At 56.8% G+C, this 717-nt stretch carries 1 rRNA gene; it reads right to left on the bottom strand.

Features of this window, described 5'->3' with window-relative positions:
• Positions 1-437: ribosomal RNA gene (locus tag IEY38_RS21155) — 23S ribosomal RNA — on the bottom strand; the annotation flags it as partial.
• Positions 438-717: the final 280 nt, after the last annotated feature.

Genomic DNA, 717 nt, shown 5'->3' with positions numbered 1-717 from the left:
GCCTTCGCAGTCGATGCCTGCGTTATTCGCGAGGGATATCCAACCCCCGCTACTCTGGCACTACCGCACAGCGTACTGGTCTTCACTACGGGGTTGTCACCCTGTATCACGCTCTGTTCCAAGAGACTTCGTGAAGACGGTCGGCTGATGAGAGGTAGCCCTGACACCACATTGCCCGTGAGGGCTTCGGTTTGGGCTGTGTCGCGTTCACTCGCGGTTACTAACGACATCACATTGTGTTTTCTGTTCCTCCCGATACTGAGATGTTTCAGTTCTCGGGGTTCCTCATTGCGCGAAGCAATTGTTAGAGAGATTCTCATTCGGAAATCCATGGTTCTTCGCCTCCGTGCGGCTCCCCATGGCTTATCGCAGCTTGGCACGTCCTTCATCAGCGCCTGAGCCGAGCAATCCACCAGCTGGCATAGTAGCCAACGTCGTTGTGACTCGTTCAACTGAACGAGTCCAGTGGACGCCTGGATCGCACGTACACACGGTTTCATATTCGCCCCCAAGGTGGAGATGGTGGGCGAATCGACCCTTCCCAAGCGCGGTTTTACCCGGCTTGGTGCATCTGTCGTCGTATCACAGTCGAACGCCGTCCCACACTTAAGGGGACGGATTCGGTTGCGATACGAAGTACGGACCCGTCGGGAGTTGCACCCGACATCCCCGTATGGGGATATCCGCCTCGGATAGGTCTTGTGAGCCCAGCGGGCC

The organism is Haloarcula sebkhae, assembly GCF_014647415.1.
Lineage (GTDB): Archaea > Halobacteriota > Halobacteria > Halobacteriales > Haloarculaceae > Haloarcula > Haloarcula sebkhae.
The sequence above is the reverse complement of the archived record's forward strand: the minus strand, read 5'-3'. Positions and strand labels throughout refer to the sequence as shown.